The 20254-nt window shown below is 53.6% G+C and carries 19 protein-coding genes; 8 read left to right on the top strand and 11 right to left on the bottom strand.

Going from position 1 to position 20254, the window contains the following annotated elements:
• Positions 1–243 precede the first annotated feature (243 nt).
• Both speA and O1Q98_RS14180 read right to left on the bottom strand, forming a co-directional pair.
• Positions 244–2223 (bottom strand): biosynthetic arginine decarboxylase, encoded by a 1980-nt coding sequence (gene speA, locus O1Q98_RS14185; RefSeq protein ID WP_125260738.1) that lies wholly within the window; start codon positions 2221–2223, stop codon positions 244–246.
• Entirely contained in the window at positions 2216–2374 is a 159-nt protein-coding gene (locus O1Q98_RS14180) for a hypothetical protein (RefSeq protein ID WP_269975713.1), read from the bottom strand. Before O1Q98_RS14180 ends, speA begins: the two co-directional genes overlap by 8 nt.
• A 756-nt stretch (positions 2375–3130) precedes the next feature.
• On the opposite strand from O1Q98_RS14180, the gene metK reads away from it, so the two are divergent.
• The 7 genes from metK (at position 3131) to ruvX (ending at position 8710) form a co-directional block, all read left to right on the top strand.
• A complete protein-coding gene (gene metK, locus O1Q98_RS14175; protein ID WP_125260739.1) occupies positions 3131–4285 on the top strand; it encodes a methionine adenosyltransferase in 1155 nt (384 codons plus the stop codon).
• A 119-nt stretch (positions 4286–4404) separates the two neighbouring features.
• On the top strand, positions 4405–4926 hold the full coding sequence (locus tag O1Q98_RS14170; RefSeq protein WP_125260740.1) for a SprT family zinc-dependent metalloprotease: 522 nt from the start codon (positions 4405–4407) through the stop codon (positions 4924–4926).
• Positions 4927–5081: 155 nt separating this feature from the next.
• The gene (gene endA, locus O1Q98_RS14165; RefSeq protein WP_125260741.1) at positions 5082–5780 is read left to right on the top strand and encodes a deoxyribonuclease I; all 699 of its coding nucleotides are present in this window, start codon (positions 5082–5084) and stop codon (positions 5778–5780) included.
• Positions 5781–5910: 130 nt separating this feature from the next.
• On the top strand, positions 5911–6645 hold the full coding sequence (rsmE, locus tag O1Q98_RS14160) for a 16S rRNA (uracil(1498)-N(3))-methyltransferase (protein ID WP_125260742.1): 735 nt from the start codon (positions 5911–5913) through the stop codon (positions 6643–6645).
• Positions 6646–6656: 11 nt separating this feature from the next.
• Positions 6657–7610 (top strand): glutathione synthase, encoded by a 954-nt coding sequence (gene gshB / locus O1Q98_RS14155; protein WP_125260743.1) that lies wholly within the window; start codon positions 6657–6659, stop codon positions 7608–7610.
• A gap of 90 nt (positions 7611–7700) precedes the next feature.
• Positions 7701–8264, top strand: a complete 564-nt coding sequence (locus O1Q98_RS14150) for a YqgE/AlgH family protein (RefSeq protein ID WP_125260744.1) — start codon at positions 7701–7703, stop codon at positions 8262–8264.
• On the top strand, positions 8264–8710 hold the full coding sequence (ruvX, locus tag O1Q98_RS14145) for a Holliday junction resolvase RuvX (protein WP_125260745.1): 447 nt from the start codon (positions 8264–8266) through the stop codon (positions 8708–8710). Before O1Q98_RS14150 ends, ruvX begins: the two co-directional genes overlap by 1 nt.
• Before the next feature lie 118 nt (positions 8711–8828).
• On the opposite strand, the gene fbp is transcribed toward ruvX, so the two are convergent.
• Positions 8829–9833 (bottom strand): class 1 fructose-bisphosphatase, encoded by a 1005-nt coding sequence (gene fbp, locus O1Q98_RS14140; RefSeq protein ID WP_125260746.1) that lies wholly within the window; start codon positions 9831–9833, stop codon positions 8829–8831.
• Positions 9834–10002: 169 nt separating this feature from the next.
• On the opposite strand from fbp, the gene mpl reads away from it, so the two are divergent.
• The gene (gene mpl / locus O1Q98_RS14135; protein WP_125260747.1) at positions 10003–11385 is read left to right on the top strand and encodes a UDP-N-acetylmuramate:L-alanyl-gamma-D-glutamyl-meso-diaminopimelate ligase; all 1383 of its coding nucleotides are present in this window, start codon (positions 10003–10005) and stop codon (positions 11383–11385) included.
• A 189-nt stretch (positions 11386–11574) separates the two neighbouring features.
• Here mpl and O1Q98_RS14130 read toward each other — a convergent pair whose 3' ends face one another.
• The 8 genes from O1Q98_RS14130 to mutL form a co-directional block, all read right to left on the bottom strand.
• Entirely contained in the window at positions 11575–12873 is a 1299-nt protein-coding gene (locus O1Q98_RS14130; RefSeq protein WP_125260748.1) for an adenylosuccinate synthase, read from the bottom strand.
• A 100-nt stretch (positions 12874–12973) separates the two neighbouring features.
• Complete coding sequence (locus O1Q98_RS14125; protein ID WP_125260749.1) at positions 12974–13174, bottom strand: DUF2065 domain-containing protein; 201 nt, start codon at positions 13172–13174, stop codon at positions 12974–12976.
• A gap of 72 nt (positions 13175–13246) precedes the next feature.
• Complete coding sequence (gene hflC, locus O1Q98_RS14120; protein WP_125260750.1) at positions 13247–14242, bottom strand: protease modulator HflC; 996 nt, start codon at positions 14240–14242, stop codon at positions 13247–13249.
• A 3-nt stretch (positions 14243–14245) separates the two neighbouring features.
• Positions 14246–15499, bottom strand: a complete 1254-nt coding sequence (hflK, locus tag O1Q98_RS14115; RefSeq protein WP_125260751.1) for an FtsH protease activity modulator HflK — start codon at positions 15497–15499, stop codon at positions 14246–14248.
• 71 nt (positions 15500–15570) lie between these two features.
• Positions 15571–16851: a ribosome rescue GTPase HflX gene (gene hflX / locus O1Q98_RS14110; RefSeq protein WP_125260752.1), complete on the bottom strand. Its 1281-nt coding sequence runs from the start codon at positions 16849–16851 to the stop codon at positions 15571–15573.
• An 89-nt stretch (positions 16852–16940) separates the two neighbouring features.
• Positions 16941–17240, bottom strand: coding sequence for an RNA chaperone Hfq (hfq, locus tag O1Q98_RS14105; protein ID WP_125260753.1), 300 nt, complete (start codon positions 17238–17240; stop codon positions 16941–16943).
• Positions 17241–17367: 127 nt separating this feature from the next.
• Positions 17368–18330, bottom strand: a complete 963-nt coding sequence (miaA, locus tag O1Q98_RS14100; RefSeq protein ID WP_125260754.1) for a tRNA (adenosine(37)-N6)-dimethylallyltransferase MiaA — start codon at positions 18328–18330, stop codon at positions 17368–17370.
• Positions 18323–20245 (bottom strand): DNA mismatch repair endonuclease MutL, encoded by a 1923-nt coding sequence (mutL, locus tag O1Q98_RS14095; protein ID WP_125260755.1) that lies wholly within the window; start codon positions 20243–20245, stop codon positions 18323–18325. Before mutL ends, miaA begins: the two co-directional genes overlap by 8 nt.
• Positions 20246–20254 lie beyond the last annotated feature (9 nt).

Genomic DNA, 20254 nt, shown 5'->3' with positions numbered 1-20254 from the left:
GTACATGTCTCAACGGTGTTAGCCGCTTTCAGCCAGCGTGTTAACCGAACGCGCCCACACAGCCTGATGCAGTATAGCGGCTTCGCATAAAATGCACGCCAGCGGCCAAAACCACCGGCTAACAGCGGCGTTCATGCCCACTCTCATTAAATAATCACCACCTCTCAAGGAAGTGGTTTAACGCTGATAACAAAAAAAGGTTGAGTACCACGGTACTCAACCTTTTTATTCTGTTACCCGGTTTTACTCTTCATCTTCCAGGTAGGTGTAGCCATAAAGACCGGTTTCGAACTCCTGCATGAATTGCGTTTGCAACTCTGGGGGCAGATCGGTCTCTTTCACCTGGTCACGAAAACGCGACATCAGCACGCTCGGGTCAAGCTGAACGTACTCCAGCATGTCGGCTACCGTGTTACCTTCATCAGACTCTTCAATCTCAACCGTGCCATCCTGGAACACAAACACATCCACCGTTGACGTATCACCAAACAGATTGTGCATGTTGCCGAGGATTTCCTGATACGCCCCCACCATGAAAAAGCCCAGCAGCGGCGGATTTTCCGGGTCATAAGGCGGCATAGGCATCGTGGTTGCCACGCCATCGCCATCCACATAGTGATCGATGGCACCATCGGAATCACAGGTGATATCAAGCAGCACCGCGCGGCGCTGCGGCGGTTTGTCTAACCCTTCTAACGGCAGCACCGGGAAAAGCTGGTCAATCCCCCAGGCATCCGGCATTGACTGGAACAGTGAGAAATTCACATACAGCTTGTCCGCCATACGCTCTTGCAGCTCGTCGATAATCGGCCGATGGGCGCGGTTACTCGGGTCAAGTTGCTGTTGCAGGCGCTGACAAATATTCAGATACAGCTGCTCGGCCTGCGCGCGCTGGGTTAAATCCAGCATACCGTGGGTATACTGCGTGTGGATATCGTTCAAGTCCATCTGGCTGTCGTGCAGCCACTCACGCAGTGAACGGCGGTTGCCCGGCTCCTGAATTTCCTGCCAGGTATCCCATAAGCTTTCCAGCGCACGCGGAGCATCGGCATCCGGCTGCGTGGGCTCGCTGAACTCATTACGCTCAACACCAATAATATTCGAGACCAAAACGGTGTGGTGAGCCGTCACTGCACGCCCGGACTCCGTGATAACCGTCGGATGCGGCAGGCCGTACTCATTACAGGCATCGCCAATGCCCCAAATCACGTTATTGGCGTATTCGTTCAGGCCATAGTTGACCGAGCAGTCTGACTGCGAGCGCGTCCCTTCATAATCGACGCCAAGGCCACCGCCGACATCAAAGCACTGAATATTGACGCCAAGCTTATGCAGCTCAACATAAAAACGCGCCGACTCACGTACGCCGGTGGCGATATCGCGAATATTGGCCAATTGGGAACCAAGATGGAAATGCAGCAATTGCAGGCAATCCAGACGGTTGGCACTGCGTAGCAGTTCTACCAGTTGCAGCACCTGGGTTGCCGCCAGGCCAAACTTGGATTTTTCACCGCCGCTTGACTGCCATTTACCCGAGCCTTGCGAGGCCAAACGCGCACGCACGCCCAGACGAGGCACCACATTAAGGCGCTCTGCTTCTTCCAGCACCAGTTTAATTTCGGACATCTTCTCGATGACCAGATACACCTTGTGGCCGAGCTTTTCACCAATCAGCGCCAGACGGATATATTCGCGGTCTTTATAGCCGTTACACACAATCACCGAGCGCGTCATTCCGGCATGGCCGAGTACCGCCATCAGCTCGGCTTTAGAACCGGCTTCCAGGCCCAGCGGCTCGCCGGAATTGATTAGCGACTCAATCACGCGGCGATGTTGGTTAACTTTGATGGGATAAACCAGAAAATAACCGCCTTCATAACCGAAAGACTCGCGCGCGCGTTTAAACGCCGCATTGATGGAGCGCAGGCGGTGTTGCAGAATCTGTGGGAAACAAAACAGCGCGGGCAGGCGTTGATTATCCTGCTGACGAGCCTTCACCAGCTTGGCGAGATCAACGCGGGCTTGCGGTACATCCGGGTCAGGACAGACGCTGATATGCCCCAACTCGTTGACGTCATAATAATTATTGCCCCACCAGGCGATATTATAAGTGCGCAGCATTTCACTGGCATCGCGGTCATTCATGGCAACCTCCTGCATGGAGCGCAGATGATCGTGTTTACCCGCCACTGACGAGTACGGTTGAATCATATCGTCAGACATGGCGACTCCCCTCTAGCACTTCTTGATGAATAATCACATTTTTTCCCGCAACAGATACCTGCCGCGCCGCGATGGCGCAGAAAGCCGATAGCGAAACAACCGGCAGGCCATAGTATGCCGCCGTTTTATGACTCTTATTAGTGTAAAACACGATGTCAGACTCCGAGGTTCGGGTCGGTAAAAACCAGGGAAAACACCACCAGAAGAACGCCAAACGCATTCATTGGTGCAGAGAAAAAAGCAGGTTAGCCAGCTCGGGAGTCCTGCGTTGCGCTGCGGGACAGGCAACTTCGGGCAAATAGCGCAAAGGATTCAAAGGATTGAGTCAGTGACGTCGAGGCGTCAGAAGGAAAGCGCAGCGGGCGCAACTCACTCAATAAACAACGGATCATTAATCCTATCACCTCCACGCTCGCCGCAGAATGCGGTCAGGCTATCACGAAAATCATCAGAAAAACCGCGTAACACCATCCCGGTTTTCACACACGTTTTATAGCAAAACATAGCAGTTTTTCAGGATAAAAAACCGCTCATCGCCAGTGTGAAGCAACCCCGGGTGACGGACAACAAAACCGCCCGCCGTTTATACCTATCCCTCCCCGGAAAAGCAAAATGAAAATAGTAAAAAACCCTGTCATTGCAAGAAAAACGGCCTATACCTATTAACAATGGGCCGTTTGGGTACAAAAACTGCTGGCAAGGGGCCAACGTGTAACCTAGAATAGCCGTCCAGATGTTAATCCATCCATACTGATTAATGGTATCTCCCCCAGTGATTCACGTTGCCAGCGTTCTGAAAAGAGAGCGCTATCGCGTTCGGCCTGATTTATCACGCTGTGCGGCGGCAATCTGAGGAAGAGCGGGATACATTGCTTAAACGGCTTTAGCTTATAAGGTAAAGAAACTCATGGCTAAACACCTTTTTACGTCCGAATCGGTCTCCGAAGGACATCCTGATAAAATCGCTGACCAGATTTCTGATGCCGTCCTTGACGCGATTCTGGAGCAAGACCCCAAAGCACGCGTTGCCTGCGAAACTTACGTAAAAACCGGCATGGTGTTAGTCGGTGGTGAGATAACCACCAGTGCCTGGGTGGATATCGAAGAGATCACACGCCGCACCGTGCGTGATATTGGCTACGTCAATTCCGAAATGGGCTTTGATGCGAACTCTTGTGCCGTATTAAGCGCCATCGGCAAGCAATCTCCAGATATTAATCAAGGTGTTGACCGTAAAGATCCGCTGGAGCAAGGTGCAGGCGATCAGGGCTTGATGTTCGGCTATGCTACCAATGAAACTGACGTACTGATGCCTGCGCCTATCACTTACGCGCACCGTCTGGTGCAGCGCCAGTCTGAAGTGCGCAAAAACGGCACCCTGCCGTGGCTGCGCCCGGATGCGAAAAGTCAGGTTACGTTCGCCTATGACAATGGCAAAATCGTCGGTATTGATGCCGTGGTGCTGTCTACCCAGCATTCAGAATCCATCGCCCAGAAAGAGCTTCAGGAAGCGGTGATGGAAGAGATAATCAAGCCGGTGCTGCCGTCTGAATGGCTCTCTGCCAATACCAAATATTTCATCAACCCGACTGGCCGTTTTGTCATCGGCGGGCCAATGGGTGACTGCGGCCTGACCGGGCGTAAAATCATCGTTGATACTTACGGCGGCGCAGCGCGTCACGGCGGTGGCGCATTCTCTGGTAAAGACCCGTCAAAAGTGGATCGCTCTGCCGCTTACGCCGCTCGCTATGTGGCGAAAAATATTGTCGCTGCGGGCCTGGCCGATCGCTGTGAAATTCAGGTGTCTTACGCGATTGGCGTGGCGGAACCGACCTCCATCATGGTGGAAACCTTCGGTACGGAGAAAGTCTCCAGCGATCGCTTGGTTGATCTGGTTCGTCAGTTCTTCGATCTGCGTCCTTACGGTTTGATTCAGATGCTGGACTTGCTGCATCCGATCTACCAGAAGACCGCCGCTTACGGTCACTTTGGCCGTGAAGAATTCCCGTGGGAAAAAACTGACGTGGCAGAAAAACTGCGTGAGGCTGCCGGTCTGAAATAATTTGCCGTTTCCCAAGGCACTAAAAAACGGTGAGGCCTGGCTTCACCGTTTTTTTATTGCGCGATGTTTAGCGGTGGGCAATGATTGCATCGCAACCACCAAGGCCGTAAGCTGCCAACATGAACCGCTCGTTACGACTCCCGATAGCCCTGCACCAATCCGTCATGCACTGCCTGCGAGAAAAACTCCGCCAGGCCAATGAACATTTAGGCCAACACTACCCTGAACCCGCGATCAATTATCAACAGCGTGGTGCCATCGCCGGTAGCGCCTGGCTAAAACAGTGGGAAATTCGCCTCAATCCGGTATTGCTGCAAGAGAATCAACAGGCGTTTGTTGATGAAGTGGTACCACACGAGCTGGCGCATCTGCTGGTGTATGCCCGTTTTGGCAAAACCGCGCCGCATGGTAAAGAATGGCGCTGGATGATGGAAACCGTCCTGAATACGCCTGCGCATCGTACGCATCGCTTTGCCGTTGCATCGGTACAAGGTCAAACGTTCCACTACCAATGCGCCTGTAGACAGCATCAGCTCACATTGCGTCGCCATAACCGTGTTGTGCGCGGTGAAGCAGAATACCGCTGCCGCCACTGCGGTAGCCGCTTGCAAGCGCTGACCGAGCAGAACGCCTCACCGTGACATCATGGCTGCCATCAGCAAGACAGCAGCACACCAGCTAGTCACAAGCCCTTTTCTGAAGATAATTTCAGCATTTCATGCTGCTTTTTTTAGCTTGGCCTATACGCCATTCTTCAGGTACGCTGCCGTTTTTCACTTCGCTGGAATACTGGAATATGCTTCGCAATGTTGTGATTGTCGCTGCGTTCAGCGCGGGCCTGAGCTCTCTGACTGCCATCGCTCAGGACATCAATAACTTTACCCAGGCCAAGGCAGCGGCCGCCAAGATCCATCAGGATGCGCCCGGTTCGTTTTATTGTGGCTGCAAGATAGACTGGCAGGGCAAAAAAGGGGTACCGAATCTGGCTTCTTGCGGTTATCAGGTGCGTAAAGATGCTAACCGCGCCAGCCGCATCGAATGGGAACATGTCGTTCCGGCCTGGCAATTTGGCCATCAGCGTCAATGCTGGCAAGACGGCGGGCGCAAAAACTGCACCAAAGACGAGGTTTACCGCCAACTGGAAACCGACTTGCACAACCTGCAACCCGCTATCGGCGAGGTGAACGGCGATCGCGGTAATTTCATGTACAGCCAGTGGAACGGCGGCGAGCGCCAATATGGGCAGTGCGAAATGAAAATTGACTTTAAAAATCAGCTCGCCGAACCGCCTGAACGGGCGCGTGGCGCAATTGCCCGTACCTATTTTTATATGCGGGATCGCTACCAGTTAAACCTGTCACGCCAGCAAACCCAGCTATTTGAGGCCTGGGATAAACAGTACCCGGTAACACGCTGGGAATGCACCCGCGAGTCGCGTATCGCCGCTGTACAGGGCAACCATAACCCGTATGTGCAACAGGCTTGCCAGCCATAGCCGGGCTCCCTACTATAACGGCTTGATTCCTGTATCACTGAGTACGCTTCGCCGCTGTCAAACACGGCGGCCGCGACCTGTAGGGCTATCGCGCCCATTGAACCCAGATGAGGTTAAGGCCAAACAATTCATGCGAATACCGCGCATTTTTCACCCTGAGACGCTTGCAGCTCAAGGGGGAGAGACAAACCTGAGCGACGATGCCGCCAATCATGTAGGTCGGGTTCTGCGAATGACCGCAGGCCAGTCATTACAGCTATTCGATGGCAGTAATCACGTGTTTGACGCACAGATAGTGCAGGTGGAAAAGAAAGCTGTGCGCGTGCGCTATGCCACGGGCAGAGAGGAAAACCGGGAATCACCGTTGCACCTGCATCTCGGTCAGGTGATGTCTCGCGGCGAAAAAATGGAATTCACCATCCAGAAATCCATCGAACTGGGCGTCAATATTATTACCCCACTGTTTTCCGAACGCTGCGGCGTCAAGCTGGATGCCGACCGGCTGGAGAAAAAAATTCAGCAGTGGCAAAAAATTGCCATTGCTGCCTGTGAACAGTGCGGCAGAAACCGTCTGCCGGAAATTCGTGCCGCACAAACGCTGGAAAGCTGGTGCGCGCAGGACGATGACGCATTAAAACTGAATCTGCACCCACGGGCGCAACACAGCATCAATACGCTGCCGTTACCGCTGTCACGAATCCGGTTGTTGATTGGGCCTGAAGGCGGGCTTTCAGCAGATGAAATTGCCATGACTGCCAGACACGGGTTTACCGATATTCTGCTCGGGCCGCGTGTACTGCGTACTGAAACCACTGCGCTCACCGCCATTACCGCATTACAGGTGCGGTTTGGCGATCTGGGATAAAGGAGAGAACAATGATTAAGCTTGGCATCGTGATGGACCCGATTGCATCCATCAATATCAAGAAAGACACCAGTTTTGCGATGTTGCTGGAAGCCCAGCGTCGTGGTTTTGAGCTGCACTATATGGAAATGGGCGATCTCTACCTGCACGCCGGGCAAGCGCGCGCCACTACCCGCACGCTCAGTGTTCAGCACGACTACAGCGATTGGTATACCTTCGGCGATACGCAGGACATCGCCCTGCACGAGCTCGATGTGGTGCTGATGCGTAAAGACCCGCCGTTTGATACCGAATTTATCTACGCAACCTATATTCTTGAGCGCGCCGAAGAGAAAGGCACGCTCATCGTCAACAAACCACAGAGTCTGCGTGACTGTAACGAGAAATTGTTCACCGCCTGGTTTGCCGACCTGACGCCAGACACCCTGGTGACACGCAGCGCCGAGCGCTTACGGGCGTTTCATCAGCACCATAGCGATGTGATCCTAAAACCGCTCGACGGCATGGGCGGCGCATCCATTTTCCGCCTGAAGCCGGAAGATGCCAACGTTTCAGTCATTATCGAAACACTTACCGAACACGGCAGCCGTTACTGTATGGCCCAGAACTACCTGCCCGCTATCAAAGACGGCGACAAGCGCGTGCTGGTGGTGGATGGCGAACCGGTGCCTTACTGTCTGGCTCGCATACCGAAAAGCGGCGAAACGCGTGGCAACCTGGCAGCGGGTGGACGTGGTGAAGCGCGCCCGTTGAGTGAAAGCGACTGGCAAATCGCCCGCACGGTTGCACCGGTATTGAAACAAAAAGGGCTGATTTTCGTCGGGTTGGATATCATTGGCGACCGGTTGACCGAAATTAACGTCACCAGCCCGACCTGTGTGCGCGAAATCGAAGCCGCCTACCCGGACATATCGATTACCGGCATGCTGATGGATGCGATTGAGCGACGGCTGGCACAGCGTTAAACCTATCGCACGCGCGGGTGCACTCCGGTTCCTGAGTCAAGTGACGGGAACCGGCCTTTCCACTTCGACAGCAAAGTGATAACCAAGACAATGAATTTACAGCACCATTTTCTGATTGCGATGCCCTCTTTGCAGGACTCAGTATTCCGGCGCGCCGTGATTTACCTCTGTGAGCACAATGAAGACGGCGCGATGGGACTTATCATTAATAAGCCGATGGAACAGTTCACTGTCGAAAATATTCTGGAAAAACTGAAGATATCCCCCACGCCAAGGGACAGCGCCATTCGTCTCGACAAGCCGGTTTTCTCCGGCGGCCCGTTGGCTGACGATCGGGGATTTATCCTGCACACCCCTTACGAAGGGTTTGCCTCCAGCATCAGTATTTCTGATGACACCATGATAACCACCTCCAAAGATGTGCTGGAAACATTGGGCACGGCAACTCAGCCCGCCAATACGCTGGTCGCACTGGGCTATTCGGCCTGGGAAGCGGGTCAACTGGAGAGCGAATTGCTCGACAATGCCTGGCTCACCGTCCCCGCAGATGCACACATTTTGTTCCACACGCCGATTGCCGAGCGCTGGCGGGCGGCCGCGAAAAAACTGGGGGTGGATATTCACAATATTGCTACCGAAGCGGGGCATGCCTGATGGGAAACCGTACTCTGCTCGCCTTTGATTTTGGTACCCGCAGTATCGGCGTCGCTATCGGACAGGAAGTTACCGGCACCGCCCGTCCCCTCACCTCGCTCAAAGCGCAAGACGGTATTCCCGACTGGCAGAAAATCGACAAGCTGCTTAAAGAGTGGCAACCGGCACTGGTGGTGGTCGGCCTGCCGCTGAATATGGATGGGACAGAGCAGCCGATTACCGCCAGAGCGCGCAAATTTTCACAGCGTCTGCATGGCCGTTTTGGTATCGCGGTGGCGTTACATGACGAGCGCCTTAGCACAGTAGAGGCTCGGGCTGATTTGTTCGATCGCGGTGGCTTTCGGGCGCTGGATAAAGGCAGCGTCGATGCCGCATCCGCAGTGATTATTCTGGAAAGCTGGTTTGAGCAGCAGAGCGCTGGCCCATCATCTGACAGCGACGATTAACGCGGGATTAGGGTGACTTTCGCCACACCGCTCGCCCACAGCCGTGTTCAAGGCTGACGCCACACGCTGGAATTGTCAGGGCTGCCTAACACAAGCCCTGACCAGATTTAACGCGCTTTTATGCGTCGGGATAGTCGCGCAGGAACCCTTCCAGGTCTTCGACCATTGAGGTATTGCCGACAAAGAACGGCGCACGCTGATGCAGTTTCTGCGGAGTAATATCCAAAATACGGTTCTTACCATCACTGGCTTTACCGCCCGCCTGCTCTGCCAGAAACGCCATCGGGTTACATTCGTATAGCAAACGCAGTTTCCCTTCAGGATAGCTGGCCGTGCTCGGATAGAGATAAATGCCGCCTTTGAGCAGGTTACGATGGAAATCCGCCACCAGAGAACCAATATAGCGCGTGGTATACGGGCGCTGTGTGGCTTCGTCCTGTTCCTGGCAGTATTTCAGGTACTTCTTCACACCCTGCGGGAATTTAATGTAGTTCCCCTCGTTGATGGAGTACATGCTGCCTTTTTCCGGGAAACGAACGCGCTCATGAGACAGGCAAAAGACGCCAAGCGACGGATCATAGGTAAAAGCGTGTACGCCATGCCCGGTGGTGTACACCAGCATCGTGGAAGAGCCGTAAACGATATAACCAGCGGCAACCTGTTGACTACCCGGCTGCAGAAAATCCTCTTCGCGTACCGGCGTACCCAGCGGAGTAATTCGGCGATAGATAGAAAAAATGGTTCCAACGGAGACGTTAACATCAATGTTGGAAGAACCATCCAGTGGGTCCATCAGCACCACATATTTGGCGTTTTCAGCGCGCTCGCCGTCAAAGATGACAATTTCATCTTCTTCCTCAGAGGCAATACCGGCCACATCACCACGCGCCTTCAGTGCCGCCTTGAGCTTTTCATTGGCATACAGATCAAGCTTCATCTGTACTTCGCCCTGAACGTTGGACACACCGCTGGTGCCCAGAATGTCCACCAGACCAGCTTTGTTAATGTCACGGTGGATAATCTTCGCACCCAGTTTGATGGCCGACAGCAGCGCAGTCAGCTCACCGGTCGCGTGAGAGAAATCGTGCTGTTTTTCGACGATAAATTCGCCTAACGTTTTCATAACACTATTCCAGAATCTACGAATGAAAAGCGGTTTCAGTTTTGTACCGCCAGCGTTTGCGTTTGCAGTGTAGCCCAAACAGAAAGCGAGACCTAGCAAATCCATTTCTTATGACGTATTCCAGGCGTTAGAATGGGCAGCAGACTCTCTGAATATAGATGGAAAATGTATGCGTATTCATATTTTAGGAATCTGTGGCACCTTCATGGGGGGACTGGCGCTGCTGGCTCGCTCACAGGGACACCAGGTAACAGGTTCGGATGCCAATGTCTATCCGCCGATGAGTACCTTACTGGAAGAGCAAGGGATAACCCTTATTCAGGGCTATGACCCCGCGCAACTCAACCCTGCGCCCGATCTGGTTATCATCGGTAATGCCATGACCCGTGGCAACCCTTGCGTCGAAGCGGTGCTGGAGCAAAATATTCCCTATGTGTCCGGCCCACAGTGGCTGCACGATCACGTATTGCGTGAGCGTTGGGTCATCGCGGTTGCCGGAACACATGGTAAGACCACGACTGCAGGCATGGTGACATGGATTTTGGAAGCGTGCGGCTATCAGCCCGGCTTCGTGATAGGCGGAGTACCCGGTAATTTCACGGTTTCGGCTCGCCTCGGCGATAGCCCTTTCTTCGTTGTTGAAGCAGACGAATACGACTGCGCTTTCTTCGACAAACGCTCCAAATTCGTCCACTACAGCCCACGCACGCTAATTCTGAACAATCTGGAATTCGATCACGCGGATATTTTTGACGACCTTAAAGCGATTCAGAAACAGTTCCACCATTTGGTACGTCTGGTGCCGGGCAAAGGTCGCATTATTGTCCCTTCCCACGACGCCCATCTCAAGCAGGTGATTGGCATGGGCTGCTGGAGCGAGCAGGAGCTGGTCGGCGAAGAGGGTATCTGGAAAGCGAAGAAAGTCACTGCTGATGCCAGCGTATTTCAGGTCTACCTCAATGACCAACTCGTCGGTGAGGTTAACTGGAGTGTGGTCGGCGAGCACAACATGCACAATGGCCTGATGGCGATAGCCGCCGCACGGCATGTCGGTGTTCCCCCGGCACAAGCGTGTCAGGCGCTGGGTGGTTTTATCAACGCACGTCGGCGGCTGGAATTACGCGGTACGGCGCACGGCGTCAGCGTGTACGATGATTTTGCACATCACCCAACGGCTATCCTTGCGACACTTGCTGCGTTACGTAGCAAAGTCGGCGGCACCGCGCGTATTCTGGCGGTACTGGAGCCGCGCTCCAACACCATGAAAATGGGCCATTGCAAAAACGAGTTAGCACCGGCGCTGGGGCGCGCAGATGGCGTATTCCTGTTCCAGCCTGCGCATATTCCCTGGCTGGTAGCAGAAGTGGCTGAGGCTTGTGTTCAGCCGGCCTGGTGGAGCGCTGACCTCGATACACTGGTTGAGATGATAGCCAAGACCGCACAGCCGGGCGATCATATTCTGGTGATGAGCAATGGCGGCTTTGGCGATATCCACAATAAACTGCTGGAGACGCTACAAGCCAAAGAAGCCGCACTGCATAAGCCGGTTTAAAATCATTGGCTCAATGGGGCACGGTTCAAGAAGAATTGGTTCAAAGAGGATTGGTTCAAGGAAGATTAGCTCAAGGGGCAATGAACTTTTTTCACAGCATAATCAACCATCAACCTTGCCCCTGTTAAAACCGGTAATAGCAAAAAGGACGGGGCAAGCCCGTCCTTTTTCATCTCGACATCGTCAAACTCACGCGTCAAAGGGGTCGCGCAGGATCATGGTTTCTTCACGATCAGGCCCGGTGGAAATGATGTCTACCGGCACACCGGTCACTTCCTCAATACGTTTGATGTAGTTGAGCGCAGCCTGCGGCAGCTTGCTGTACTCTTTTACACCAAAGGTGCTCTCAGACCAGCCCGGCAGGGTCTCATAAATTGGCTCGATACCTTCCCAGCCATCAGCCGCCAGCGGCGTCACGTCAACTTCGTTGCCATCAGGCATACGATAGCCAACGCAAATTTTCACTTCGTTCAGGCCATCAAGCACATCCAGCTTGGTCAGGCAGAAACCCGATAATGAGTTAATCTGTACGGCACGACGTACGGCTACCGCATCCAGCCAGCCGGTACGGCGGCGACGCCCGGTAGTTGCGCCAAACTCATTACCTTTATGTGACAGATGCTCACCAACATCATCAAACAGCTCAGTCGGGAACGGGCCCGCACCGACACGCGTTGAGTACGCTTTGACGATACCCAGCACGTAATCCACATAACGTGGGCCTAACCCTGAACCGGTCGCGACACCACCTGCGGTAGTGTTGGACGAGGTGACATACGGATAAGTACCGTGGTCGATATCCAGCAAGGTGCCCTGTGCGCCTTCAAACATGACGAAGTCGCCACGCTGATGCGCTTTGTGCAGAAGATCAGAAACATCCACCACCATTGCCGTCAGGATGTCGGCAACCGCCAGTACATCGTCCAGCGTTTTTTGGTAATCCACAGGTTCAGTTTTGTAATACTGCACCAGTTGGAAGTTATGGTATTCCATGATTTCTTTCAGTTTGACGGCGAAAGTCTCGCGATCAAACAGATCGCCCACGCGCAAACCACGGCGAGCCACTTTGTCTTCATAAGCAGGGCCGATACCACGCCCGGTGGTACCAATCGCTTTGGCACCGCGCGCTTTTTCTCGTGCGTTATCCAGTGCGACATGATACGGGAGAATCAGCGGACAAGCCTCAGAAAGCAACAGACGCTCACGCACCGGCACGCCACGCGCTTCCAGTGCAGTCATCTCTTTCATCAGCGCATCCGGTGCCAGCACCACACCGTTACCGATGATGCTCACTACATTCTCGCGAAGAATACCGGAGGGAATTAAATGAAGAACGGTTTTTTCACCGTTGATAACCAGCGTATGACCAGCGTTGTGACCACCCTGGTAGCGCACAACATATTTGGCCCGTTCAGTCAGCAGGTCTACGACCTTGCCTTTACCTTCGTCACCCCATTGGGTGCCCAGTACGACGACGTTCTTACCCATCTCAAGAATCACCAGATTGGTTAAAAAAGGATTCTACCATCTCATCTTTTCGCTTTCAGTAGTTTTAGCACACGTTTGCGCACATTTCTTGATGAAAATTTCAGCCATTCATTCGGCTACGCAACATGTAGTAGATAACACAGCCAGCAACCACAATTGCCCCACCAAAGCGGCGTAAAATATTGTCGGGGAGTTGAGCCATCGTCAGGATCATACGCCGCCAGAGGCGTGGAAACAGTAAGGGCCCTAACCCCTCAATAATGAGTACCAACCCTAACGCCAGCCAAATACTCGCACTCATACAAAGACTCCAGACAGAAAAAAGCCCGTCGATACGGGCTTTATAGTGGCAATAAACGCAGTGAATGTGCGGTTAACGCGAAGAGAGCGTTTTTTCCGGCAACTTCATGTACCGGAAGAAATCACTATCAGGGCTCAACACCAGCACATCCTGATTCATGTTATTAAAGCTGTTTTCATAAGCACGCAGGCTGCGGATAAACCCATAAAAATCGGGGTCTTGACTAAAGGCAGCCGCAAAAAGCTTGGCTGACTCCGCATCACCTTCACCGCGTAACATACGCCCCTGACGCTCCGCTTCTGCTAACGTGCGCGTCACTTCATAATCGGCTGCGGCTTTTATCTTCTCCGCCTGCTCCTGACCCTGTGAACGATGACGACGAGCAACCGCTTCACGCTCTGCGCGCATACGCTGGTAAATAGCATCGGAGACTTCTGTCGGCAGGTTAATCTGCTTGATACGCACATCAATCACTTCAATACCGAGCGCCGCCATACTGTTCGGATTCAGGCGAGCAGCGTCCGTATTGGTTTCACGTGCAACGCGGGCGGCCGCAGACGCGATGGCATTGTCCGCTTCCGTTGTTTCACCCGTACCGTTGTTCAACGCTTCGCGTACATCAGACATCAATTGCCCGCGCGAGTCGGTCACAATACCTTTCACATCCAGACGGCCAATTTCCGAGCGCAGGCGGTCACTGAATTTACGTTTCAGCAGCACTTCCGCTTGCGACACATCACCACCGCCGGTCGCCAGATAGTAACGGCTAAAATCGCTGATACGCCATTTGATGTACGAATCGACAATCAGGTCTTTCTGCTCTTTGGTGATGAAGCGATCGGCCTGATTTTCCATCGTCTGAATACGGGCATCGAGCATTTTAACGGATTCCATGAATGGAACCTTCATGTGCAGACCAGGTAAATAAACCAACGGTTTATTCTCATCGTCGCGCAACACTTTGCCAAAACGCATCACGATGCCACGCTGGCCTTCCTGCACCACAAATAACGAGGCATACACCAACAGCAGTATCGGGATAAGAATAAAGAGGACTGACTTACGCATTGATTATTCTCTCCCTACGCGGATTATCTCATCACGCTGCGCATTGGCGCGGCGCTGCTCCATAATGCCGCCATTCGCACCAGTCGTGCGCGGCGTATAGCTGGCCCCCGTATTACCGGATACGGCCGGTAAACGTAATGGAGCCTGTGGCGCAGTGGCACCGTTACTGCCAGACGGAGTGCTTGCGCTTTGGCCACGCATCAGTTGATCCAACGGTAACACCATCAGGTTATTACTCTTATCACTGACCAGCACTTTGCTGGTGTGGCTCAATACTCGCTCCATCGTCTCGATGTACAGGCGCTCACGGGTAATCTCTGGCGCAGCTTTATATTCCGGCAACAGCCGAGAGAAGCGGGAAACCTCACCCTGAGCTTCCAGAATGGTACGATCTTTATACGCACGCGACTCTTCCAGAATACGTTGGGCCTGACCATTGGCGCGCGGCTGAACTTCGTTCGCATACGCCTCGGCTTCACGAATATACTGCTGCTCGTTCTCACGCGCGGCAATTGCATCATCAAACGCGGCTTTGACTTCTTCAGGCGGACGCGCCGTCTGGAAGTTAACGTCCAACAACGTGATACCCATATCGTAAGGGCGCACCGTTTCCTCCAGCACGCGCTGGGTATCGGTACGCACAATGGTACGTCCTTCGGTCAGGATTTTATCCATGGTGTATTTACCAATCACACCACGCAGCGCGCTGTCCGTGGCCTGACGCAGGCTATCGTCTGCGTTGGTCACGCTAAACAGGTACTTATCTGGCTGGGTGACACGATACTGCACGTTCATTTCAACCCGCACCACATTTTCATCAGAGGTCAGCATGACGCCCGATGTCGCCAGCTCGCGCACCGACTCAACGTTCACCGCTCGCACCGAATCGACAAAGGTGGGCTTCCAGTTAAGCCCTGGGCCGACCAAATGACTGAACTTGCCAAACCGGGTAACGACGCCACGCTCTGCTTCTTTGATGGTATAAAAACCGCTGACACCCCACACAACCAGCGCCGCTGCGACCACCAATCCGGCAATACGGCTGGTGTTGCCGTTACTGCTTTGAGTGCCAGACCCTGACGATTTTCCACCCAGATCACCGAGCTTTTTGCTTAATTTACGGAATATATCATCAAGATCAGGCGGCCCCTGATCTCGTCCGCCTTTATTGTTTCCGCCAGAGTTGCCGCTATTGTTATTGCTGCTCCCCCACGGGTCGCGGTCCTGTCCGTTGTTACCGGGCTGATTCCACGCCATGTTTAGCTCCATTCATTATGATAGGTATTTTTCGGGGTCAATGTCCCAGAGTCATGAGACGTCTGTGTTACTCAGACAATATAATCCTGTAATTCTCGTTCCTGCTTACACAGACGCCGCCAGTCGATAATCGGCATTCTGACTATCAACCCTACGCTGCCGTCTTCTTCAATCCACTCTTTTTCTATTGCCTGAAGCTGATAAAAACGGCTTCGCAACCGCCCGGCCTGCACCGGCAGATGCAAGGAATACTGGGCTATCTCGCCAGAGAGTCGCTCCGTCAGCGCCTGAAATAACAACGGGATGCCTTCCCCGGTCTGCGCGGAAAGCCAGACTCTGACAGGCCGATTCTCTTCATCCCTGTCAATACGGGGCTCGAAATGCTCAAGTCTATCGATCTTATTCATAATGAAGAGAAACGGGATATCATCCGCTTCAATTTCACAGAGCACTTCGTTTACTGCATCGATATTTTCGTCAACACGCGCATCTGAAGCATCGACCACATGCAGTAACAGCGACGCTTCTCGCGTCTCCTGTAATGTCGCTTTGAACGCAGCGACCAAATCGTGCGGCAGTTGACGAATAAAACCAACGGTATCGGCCAAGACCACATCGCCAACGTCATCGACATCGATACGCCGTAAGGTTGGATCTAATGTGGCAAACAGCTGATCCGCTGCATACACCTGCGCCGATGTCATGTGATTAAACAGGGTAGACTTACCGGCATTGGTATACCCAACCAATGACACCGTCGGTACATCGGCTCGCGTTCGGGCGCGTCGCCCTTGCTCACGCTGCTTCTCGACCCGCTCAAGTCGAGACAAAATCTGACTAATGCGATTGCGTAACAGACGTCGGTCTGTTTCCAACTGTGTTTCACCTGGGCCACGTAAGCCGATCCCGCCTTTCTGGCGCTCAAGGTGAGTCCAGCCGCGTACCAGGCGTGTCGCCAGATGGCGCAATTGCGCCAGCTCAACCTGCAATTTCCCCTCATGGGTGCGTGCCCGTTGAGCAAAAATATCTAAAATCAGGCCGGTACGATCGATAACCCGGCATTCACACAGCCGTTCTAAGTTGCGCTCTTGAGCAGGTGTTAATGCGTGATCAAACAGAACGACGAAAGCCCCTGTCGCTTTCACGGCAGCAGCAATCTCTTCCGCCTTGCCTTCGCCGACAAAATATTTGGGGTGCGGGGCCTTGCGACTGCCGGTAATCACCTGCATCGCCTCAATTCCGGCTGAAGAAACCAGAGATTCGAACTCCAGCAAGTCTTCAGTATCTTTCTCTTGCGAAAAGTAAATATGAACTAATATGGCCTGTTCACCGGCTTCATAACGGTCAAACAACCGGACGCCCTCTTAGATAGAAGCAACCACGGCGGTGAAAAAAGCTGTAGTCAGCACATTTTCCGCCGTGGTAGACGGGTAAAGACGCGTTATTCCGCGTCATCACTTTCCTGCTGCGGCTGTTGCGACGCAGACTGGTTATTGGAGTGGTAGTTATTTGAACCAGGATTATTACTGTGATGAGACACCGGACGTGACGGCACTACCGTGGAAATGGCGTGTTTGTATACCATCTGGCTGACCGTGTTCTTCAGCAGGATCACAAACTGATCGAAAGACTCGATCTGACCTTGCAACTTGATACCGTTAACTAAATAAATCGAAACCGGAACACGTTCGCGACGCAGAGCGTTCAAGAACGGATCTTGCAAAGATTGCCCCTTAGCCATTCTATATTTTCCTTATTTGCTTGTTGTTTGTAACAAAGAGCCTCGCGGCCCTAAAATAACGTTATAAAAGTTTTGTGCCGAGAATCAGTCAATTGTAGACGCAAATGATTGTACACAATCGTCCATTCTATGCACCAACAACCTGTATCACCTTGTGTAACGCCTCTTCGGGACGATCGCTGTCAAGCCAGCAAACCTGTTCCCAACCGCGCAGCCAGGTCATTTGACGTTTCGCCAACTGCCGGGTTGCGCAAACACCACGATACACCATCTCATCGTAATCTATCTCACCAGAAAGATATGACCACATCTGGCGATATCCGACACAACGGATAGAAGGTAATGCAGGATGCAGATCAGATCGGGCGAATAATGCCCGGGCTTCGGTTTCAAAACCTGCTTCCAACATCAACTGAAAGCGTAGCGCTATGCGCTCGTGCAACAGTTCACGGCTTGAAGGTGCAATCGCAAACTGATGAGCACGGTAGGGTAACGCTTCACCGGATGTCTTTGTCAACTCAGTTAAAGTGTTACCTGAAACGAAAAAAACTTCCAGTGCTCGCGACAGTCTCTGTGGATCATTTGGATGAATCCGAGCAGCCGCAACGGGATCGATAACACTCAACTGGCGATGTAGCGCCTCCCATCCCTCAACACGCGAACGCTCTTCAATTTCCTGGCGTACCTGCGCATCCGCAGGCGGCAGTGGCGACAACCCTTCCAACAGCGCCTTAAAATACAACATGGTGCCGCCGACCAATAACGGGATGCGTCCGGCGGCGGTAATCTCTGCCATGGCCTCTAGCGCATCACGGCGGAAATCCGCTGCTGAATACGCCTGGGCCGGATCAAGAATATCGATCAATCGATGCGGGGTACGGGCCAGTTCATCCGGGCTTGGTTTCGCCGTACCAATATCCATTCCGCGATAAATCAGCGCTGAATCAACGCTGATTATCTCAACCGGCAAGTGCGCGCAGAGCGCCATTGCCAGCGCCGTTTTCCCCGACGCCGTCGGCCCCATAATAAAAATGGCCGGAGGATACGATGATGTGCCCGAATGCTGATGTGCTGTTGCAAACTCACTCATGTTTTAACGCCTTGATGGCGGCCTCAATATCCATCATCTGTAACAATTCTGATGGCGGTGACTTAACGCATTCCGGGCACAATCGCTCTACCTCTGCCAGCAGTTGTATCGCCTGTGCCTGCGTCCAGTTATCACGCTCACCGCCTAACTGCCTGGCCATCCACGCTGCCAGCGCAGCGGGCATCACATCATGAGAATCAGTGAGATAGCCTAACAGTTCAGAGATCAAGTTTTGTAAATTTTGTTGTCTCAATGGTAAAGGTACTGCCCGCAACGTAACGTGTGCGGCGGCCACCTCAACCTCAATCCCCATACGAGCCAGCAAGGGCTGATGCTGCTGTAAAACCGCGCGTTCGTCGTCAGTCAGCATCAGGCGCTGGGGAATAAGCAACGGCTGTGGCCGTAACCCTTCCTGTTCCGTCGGGGTCAGTTGCGCTTGCCATAAATAGCGCTGCGCCACTGTCAGTGATAACAGCGCCACACGTTGATGATACTCCACCAGCGCATAACTGGGTGGGCAGATCATCAAGACTCGTCCAAGCCCCAGCGTGTGGCTTTCCAGCGGTGTATCCCTATCCTGCACCTGATGCGCATGCGCCGTATCGACCTGCCGCCGTGTTGTCGGCGCGAGCGATGGCGCGGGGGGCGCTTCCTGGGCCGAACGCGGCGTTACAGGTTCAGGATGTAACAATCGCTGGTATACCTCCCCCTGCTTTTTCTGGTATCCCTCGCCATAGTGACCGGCACGCGCACGCGGCGCTGCTGAGGGAGAACGGGCGGCGGGCTCCGTCGGGGACTCATCGCCGCGCGAGGGTGCCGGTCGGGCAAAGTGATTATCACCCGCAGCCGGGCGATTCTCCTGCTGCCATGGCGTGGGTGAAGGGACGGATGCCGCCGCCATATCATGCGTTGGCGATGCTGCCTGTTGCAGAACGCTCATCACCGCCTGATAGATGAAGTCATGCACCAGACGGGCCTGATGAAAACGAACTTCATGCTTGGCCGGATGCACATTGACATCCACTTGATGAGGATCGACATCCAGATACAGTACATAGGCTGGCTGCTGTTCGCCCTGCAATTGCTCCTGATAAGCCTGTCGGATGGCATGATTAATCAGGCGATCGCGCATCATACGCTGGTTAACATAGCAATATTGCATCTCAGGCAACTGGCGAGACCCCGCCGGGTCGGCCACCCAGCCATGAATATTTAAATCGCCATGCTGCCAGGAAAGGGCTAGCGCGTGCTGTAAAAAGGCCGCACCGCAGATGCTGCCAAGGCGTTTCTCACGCGGCCCGGCTTCCGTCACCGCACGGTATTGCCGGATAATTTTCCCGTTATGATGCAAGGTGATAGCCACATCGAAACGTGCCAGCGCGATGCGCCGCACCACTTCATCGATGTGCATGAATTCGGTTTTCTCCGTGCGCAGAAATTTACGGCGCGCCGGGGTGTTATAAAACAAATCCAGCACTTCAAGCGTTGTCCCCACCGGATGAGCCGCCGGTTTGACGGTGACAGCCATATCACGGCCTTCCGCGTAAGCCTGCCAGGCTTCGCTCTGGGCCTCAGTGCGTGACGTTAAAGTCAGCCGGGAGACTGAGCTGATACTGGCCAGCGCTTCGCCCCGGAATCCCAGGCTCACGATGGCTTCCAGGTCATCCAGCGTGGCGATTTTACTGGTCGCATGGCGTGACAGCGCCAGCGCCAGCTCCTCTTTGCCAATACCACACCCGTTATCACGAATGCGAATGAGCCTGGCGCCGCCGCGCTCAATTTCAATATCGATGCGCGTTGCCCCGGCATCGAGACTGTTTTCCACGAGTTCTTTCACCACAGAAGCCGGTCTTTCCACCACTTCACCGGCGGCTATCTGGTTGGCTAACTGGGGTGGCAGCACCTGAATCGGCATGGCTCTCCT

The sequence above is a fragment of the Dickeya lacustris genome (assembly GCF_029635795.1).
GTDB lineage: Bacteria > Pseudomonadota > Gammaproteobacteria > Enterobacterales > Enterobacteriaceae > Dickeya > Dickeya lacustris.
The sequence above is the reverse complement of the archived record's forward strand: the minus strand, read 5'-3'. Positions and strand labels throughout refer to the sequence as shown.